The 5,119-nt window shown below is 27.0% G+C and carries 7 protein-coding genes; 3 read left to right on the forward strand and 4 right to left on the reverse strand.

The annotated features are described in order from the left end of the window. Window positions 1-645: 2,3,4,5-tetrahydropyridine-2,6-dicarboxylate N-acetyltransferase (dapD, locus tag E6248_RS12865; RefSeq protein WP_316341193.1), on the forward strand; the 645-nt coding region annotated here is incomplete at its 5' end. Window positions 646-699: 54 nt separating this feature from the next. Here dapD and E6248_RS12870 read toward each other — a convergent pair. After that, a complete protein-coding gene (locus tag E6248_RS12870) occupies window positions 700-1,389 on the reverse strand; it encodes a single-stranded DNA-binding protein (RefSeq protein WP_316341194.1) in 690 nt (229 codons plus the stop codon). A gap of 106 nt (window positions 1,390-1,495) precedes the next feature. After that, window positions 1,496-2,254, reverse strand: coding sequence for a polysaccharide deacetylase family protein (locus E6248_RS12875; RefSeq protein ID WP_316341195.1), 759 nt, complete (start codon window positions 2,252-2,254; stop codon window positions 1,496-1,498). A 130-nt stretch (window positions 2,255-2,384) separates the two neighbouring features. On the opposite strand from E6248_RS12875, the gene E6248_RS12880 reads away from it, so the two are divergent. Further along, window positions 2,385-2,918: a DUF4364 family protein gene (locus E6248_RS12880; RefSeq protein WP_316341196.1), complete on the forward strand. Its 534-nt coding sequence runs from the start codon at window positions 2,385-2,387 to the stop codon at window positions 2,916-2,918. Here E6248_RS12880 and E6248_RS12885 read toward each other — a convergent pair. Beyond that, window positions 2,915-3,811, reverse strand: coding sequence for a YncE family protein (locus E6248_RS12885; RefSeq protein WP_316341197.1), 897 nt, complete (start codon window positions 3,809-3,811; stop codon window positions 2,915-2,917). The two genes, E6248_RS12880 and E6248_RS12885, sit on opposite strands and share 4 nt — an antisense overlap. Before the next feature lie 175 nt (window positions 3,812-3,986). Here E6248_RS12885 and E6248_RS12890 point away from each other — a divergent pair, with 175 nt between their 5' ends. Next, on the forward strand, window positions 3,987-4,238 hold the full coding sequence (locus E6248_RS12890) for a TIGR03905 family TSCPD domain-containing protein (protein WP_316341198.1): 252 nt from the start codon (window positions 3,987-3,989) through the stop codon (window positions 4,236-4,238). A 203-nt stretch (window positions 4,239-4,441) separates the two neighbouring features. Here the strand turns inward: E6248_RS12890 and E6248_RS12895 are convergent, their stop codons facing one another. Next, the gene (locus E6248_RS12895) at window positions 4,442-4,921 is read right to left on the reverse strand and encodes a peptidoglycan recognition family protein (protein WP_316341199.1); all 480 of its coding nucleotides are present in this window, start codon (window positions 4,919-4,921) and stop codon (window positions 4,442-4,444) included. Window positions 4,922-5,119: the final 198 nt, after the last annotated feature.

The following is a 5,119-nucleotide window of genomic DNA, read 5'->3' on the forward strand; positions in this document are numbered from 1 at the left end:
CCTGTTAAGGCATATATTAATGGGGATTTAAGCAATTTAAATTTTGAGGACTTAGAATGGTATGGTAGTAATAATTTTTATGTTATTTTTGGAGAAGCACCATTTGTAAAAAACTTTATTGAAAAAAATTCAAAATTAATAAATCATTATAGAATAGAAAATGATAGAAGAAACTCTGCTATTCCAATGCTTAATTTAATAAATATCGATGCAAGAATAGAGCCTGGTTCAATAATTAGAGATAGGGTTAAAATCGATAAAAACGCTGTGGTTATGATGGGTGCTGTTATTAATATAGGATCTGAAATAGGAGAAGATACTATGATAGATATGAATGCTGTTATTGGTGCTAGGGCTATAATTGGTAAAAGATCTCACATTGGTGCTGGTGCAGTGGTAGCTGGTGTTTTAGAACCACCTAGCAAGTCTCCCTGTGAAATAGGCGATGATGTCTTAATAGGAGCTAATTCAGTTATATTAGAAGGAATCAAGGTAGGCAATGGATCTGTAATAGCTGCTGGATCTGTAGTAGTAAAAGATGTTCCAGCTGGCGTAGTAGTTGCAGGAAGTCCAGCTAAAATTGTAAAATCAGTTGATGAACAAACTAAGGATAAAACTAAAATGTTAGATGATTTAAGAAAATAAGCTACATAGCAGTTAAAATAAAAGGTGAAAAGCAATTTGCTTTTCACCTTTTTATTACATAACTTCTTGTTCACTTATTCCATTGATTTCACTTACTTCATTTACATCACTAACTTCTTCTACTTCATCTTGAACTCTTTCCATCTTAGAAACAGATACTTCATAAGCTATTTTTTTAACTACGTCACTATCATTGACCTTTTTTTGGTATTCTCTACTTTGTAACCTTCCCCATACCCTAATATTATCTCCTACTTCTAAGGTTTGGCAGAATCTTGAATTTCTACCCCATGCAATTGTAGGAATGTAATCTGATTTATTATATGCTCTATTAACTGCAAGTAAAACATCAGCTATTTCTCTACCAAATGGTGTTGTTCTATAAACCGGTTCCTTACAAATAAATCCATCTAGGAATATTTCATTAGGATTTTTACTTCTTTCTATACAAGGTTCAATATTTCTAGCAAATACAGTTAATATAAGTTTATTTGAACCATCCACAAACTTATTATAAGATCTTAATTGTCCATCAACTATTATTTCCTTGTCTATTGATAGATCCATATTAGCAATTAATCTTTCTGATACAGTTATGTTTAAAATATCAACTGAATCGCTTAGTCTCATCACTTCCATTGAAAACGTATAAAACCCTTCCCCATACATTTCATGGCTGAATTCTAGACCTGAAATTACCTTTCCTTCTAAATAAATTTTGTTATTTAACATCATGTTGTCCATCACTAATCCCTCTCTCCCTTAGTAATATTTTATTTCTTTTGATTAACAACCCATAGGTATATTTCCATTATAATACATTATATCATCATTTTTCAATATTTTTAAATTATTTTTTTATTTGTTCACCTTTATCATTTATATAATAATTTTCTTGATATATGTTTTCACCTACTGGTAAGAACTCATATCCCTCTTCTTTAAGTGTTTTTATTATTTTATCTAAATTACCTGGAGTATATTTTGCATTATTGTGAAATAACAATATAGAGCCTTCTTTAACCTTTTTCATTACCCTATTATACTCTTCATCCGCCCCTTTTTGTTTCCAATCCACAGAGTCCACATCCCATTGTATTGGGACAAATCCTTGGCTTTTAACATAATCTAAAGATTTTTTATTATATTCTCCACTTGGGAAACGAAATAATTTGGGTGTTACTCCAACTGCTTCTTCAATAGTTCTATTTGTCTTATCTAGTTCTTCCTTCATCCTAGCTTCACTAATATTACTAAACATAGGATGAATGTAACTGTGGTTTCCTATTTCATGTCCTCCCTCCTTAATCATAATTAGTTTGTTTTTATTATCTTCACTATAATTTACCCAACCTCCCATAATAAAAAAGGTTGCCTTTACATTATATTTATCAAGTACCTCTAATATTCTAGGAAGTTCATCATTTTCTGCCCAATTAATATCAAAAGTTAAAGAAACTTCTTTTGCATCTTTATTTACCCTATATATAGGTAATTTATCTTGAACCTCATTAAAAATTGAAATAGCTCTTCCATCTAAAATAAAAGAAATAGTTATTACAAAAACTAATAAAAGTAACCTACTTATAATCCTATATCTCCTCTTCACTTTAAACTCCTATCTATTACTTCAATTAATTTATATTCTTATTTTTTCATAATAATGACTCTCTTTATATTATCCTTTTATCAATAATATGATATAATAGTTCTATACTTTCTAAAGAGGGAGGTTTAGTATGTACGAAAACTCAGCAGAGCTTGCAGAAAATAAACTTTTAGTTTTATATGTAATGGATTCTTTGAAGCAACCTATTACTAATACACAATTAACAGAAATTATTTTGGAAAATAATTTTATAAATTACTTTACACTTCAACAATATATTAGTGAGCTTATATCTTCTGATTTTTTAAGATATGAAATAGTGAATGATAAAAATTTAATTAATATTACAGAAAAAGGAGCCAGTACACTATCCTTTTTCACAGATAGAATTTCTACAATAAAAAAGAAGATAATCGATGACTATCTTCACTCAATTATTGATTCTATTAAAAAGGAACTTACTATTCACAGCGATTATACTATAAGTAAAGATAATTCCTTTCTTGTAGATTTACAAGCATTAGAAAATGATAATTTATTAATGTCATTAAAAGTATCTGTTCCTACTAAAAAACAAGCATTATCTTTATGCAATAGGTGGAAAGCAAACCCATCAGATATTTACATAAAGATTATGGACTCATTATTTGGTGATGAAAGTTAATATAAGGTCATAGCATTAGGCTCTTTTCCTACTGTTATGACTTTAGTTTTATTATTTTGTAAATCTACGCATATAAGTCTTCCCTTTAAATAATCTATTACGTAAATAATATTATCTAACTTAATAACACCTCTAAGCATACTTCCAATATTAATCTCTTTTATTAATCGGAAATTATCTATATCTATACAAAAAATACTTCCATCTAATAAATTACTAATATAAATTATATTTTCATCTTCAAAAATATCTATAGGAACTTTTCCAACTTCAATTTTACCTAATGATTTTAAAGTAATTAAACTAAAGATTTCAACATATCCATTGCTTCTATCTCCCATATAACTTTCACAAACATATAAGAATTTACCATCCTTAGACACTTTTATTTTAGTTGGATACTCTAATGTAACTAATTCACCAACTACTTTATTTGTATTTATATCTATTATTGAAATATTATGGCTTTGAAAATTAGTAATAAATAAAAGCTTATATGTTTCACTTATTTCAATATTATATGGCCAACTATTAACCTTAATATCTAAAATTATTCTCTTTTCTTCTATATCGTACAAAACAACAGTATCTGATTCTGAACAAACAATATAAATTTTATTTCCATACCTAACTAAATCATTAGGATTAGCACCTACATAGATTACTTCTTCTTCAACCATACCTTCAATATCAATAACAGATATTGAATTGCTATAGCTGTTTGCAATATACCCTTTCTTATCCTTAATACATATACTAGTAGGTCCCAAAGGCTTCTCACCCTTATTTAAAACTAATTCCTTCACCTTATAATCAAAGTTTAATTTATCTTTTAATAAAGGTATCTTAATTATTGAGTCATTTCCAGTATTACATATAATTAAAGAATTCATACAAAAGCTCCTTATCCTATAACCTTAATTATCCTTATACATATATAAATATAATATGTTTAATTTCCTTAAGATGAGACAACTTTTGATATTTAATTCTATTATTCAGCATTTTCACTTTATTTTTTACTGATTTGAATATATAATTAATGTACATAACATTGGAGGTGACATAATGTTCGTTTATAAAACAAAAGGGGTTTGCTCTACAGAAATACATTTAGAAATTCAAGATAACATTATTAAAGATGTAAAGTTTATAAGAGGTTGCCAAGGAAATCTAATTGGAATTTCAGCTTTAGTAAAAAATATGAATATCAGCGATGTTATAGAAAAATTAAAAGGAATAGAATGCGGTAATAAAAGCAGTTCATGTCCTGATCAATTATCTAAAGCATTAGAAGAATACTTAAAAAAGGCTGTGTAAACAGCCTTTTTTTTCAATTAACAATTATTGATGTAATTCTTATAAAATTACTAAAAATAATTGTTTTTCAGAACTCCAATAAGAGTTTTTTAAGTGTTTTTTCATTGCTTACTTTAAATTTTAAAAAATTGATTCTTAACAGCTATTTGTAATTTTGTAAAATTAGTAAATTAAATTTTTTTATACCAAAATCTATTTATATTTTAATGTGTAGACTTTATATTAATTAATATCTTTTCTTTTATATCATCTAAGGGAAAATTCTCCCCTGGACAAAGGGTTTCGTAGGCATCTCTGTGACCCATTATCTTATATATATCATATTTCAATATTAAATAATGAGTAAGTTTTTCTATACTTTCAAATTGTTCTTTTGTTATTTCTTCTTCTTCAAAGTTTCCTTCTAAACAAATCCCAATAGAGCTGCTATTTTCCCCTTTAGTATGAGCCCCCTCAGCATTTTCATCTCTTCCCAAATAAATACTTCCATCTTTCCTAATATAATAATTATAACCTATCCCCTTCCACCCTTTACTTTTATGAAATTCATTAATTCCTTCTGGATCCCATATACTTCTTGCAGCATGGTGAAATATTATTTTTCTAGGCTTATTATTAAAGATAAGATCTTCTGTCCAATTATAATCAATTTTATTAATATTTAAGTCTTTTTCTAAATTCATTATTTCTTCATAAGAAGGATTTGCAAAATAAAACTTTTTATAACTTATTTTAAGATATTGCCTAAGGGTTTCCCTAAAAATCACTGTACTTATAACCACTAGTACTATAATAATTATAAGTAATATCAATTTCTTTTTTATTTTTATAGCAATAAACATTAATCACCTATTAAATACACATATTAATCTATATTATAC

This window comes from Clostridium sp., assembly GCF_032552055.1.
In the GTDB taxonomy this organism is placed as follows: Bacteria; Bacillota; Clostridia; order Clostridiales; family Clostridiaceae; genus Clostridium.

Bases quoted from the DNA above. Each gene is read 5' to 3' on its own strand.
- E6248_RS12890 (WP_316341198.1), top strand. From the start codon at position 3,987: ATGTTCGTTTATAAAACAAAAGGGGTTTGCTCTACAGAAATACATTTA.
- E6248_RS12895 (WP_316341199.1), bottom strand. From the start codon at position 4,921: ATGAATTTAGAAAAAGACTTAAATATTAATAAAATTGATTATAATTGG.
- E6248_RS12885 (WP_316341197.1), bottom strand. From the start codon at position 3,811: ATGAATTCTTTAATTATATGTAATACTGGAAATGACTCAATAATTAAG.
- E6248_RS12880 (WP_316341196.1), top strand. From the start codon at position 2,385: ATGTACGAAAACTCAGCAGAGCTTGCAGAAAATAAACTTTTAGTTTTA.
- E6248_RS12870 (WP_316341194.1), bottom strand. From the start codon at position 1,389: ATGGACAACATGATGTTAAATAACAAAATTTATTTAGAAGGAAAGGTA.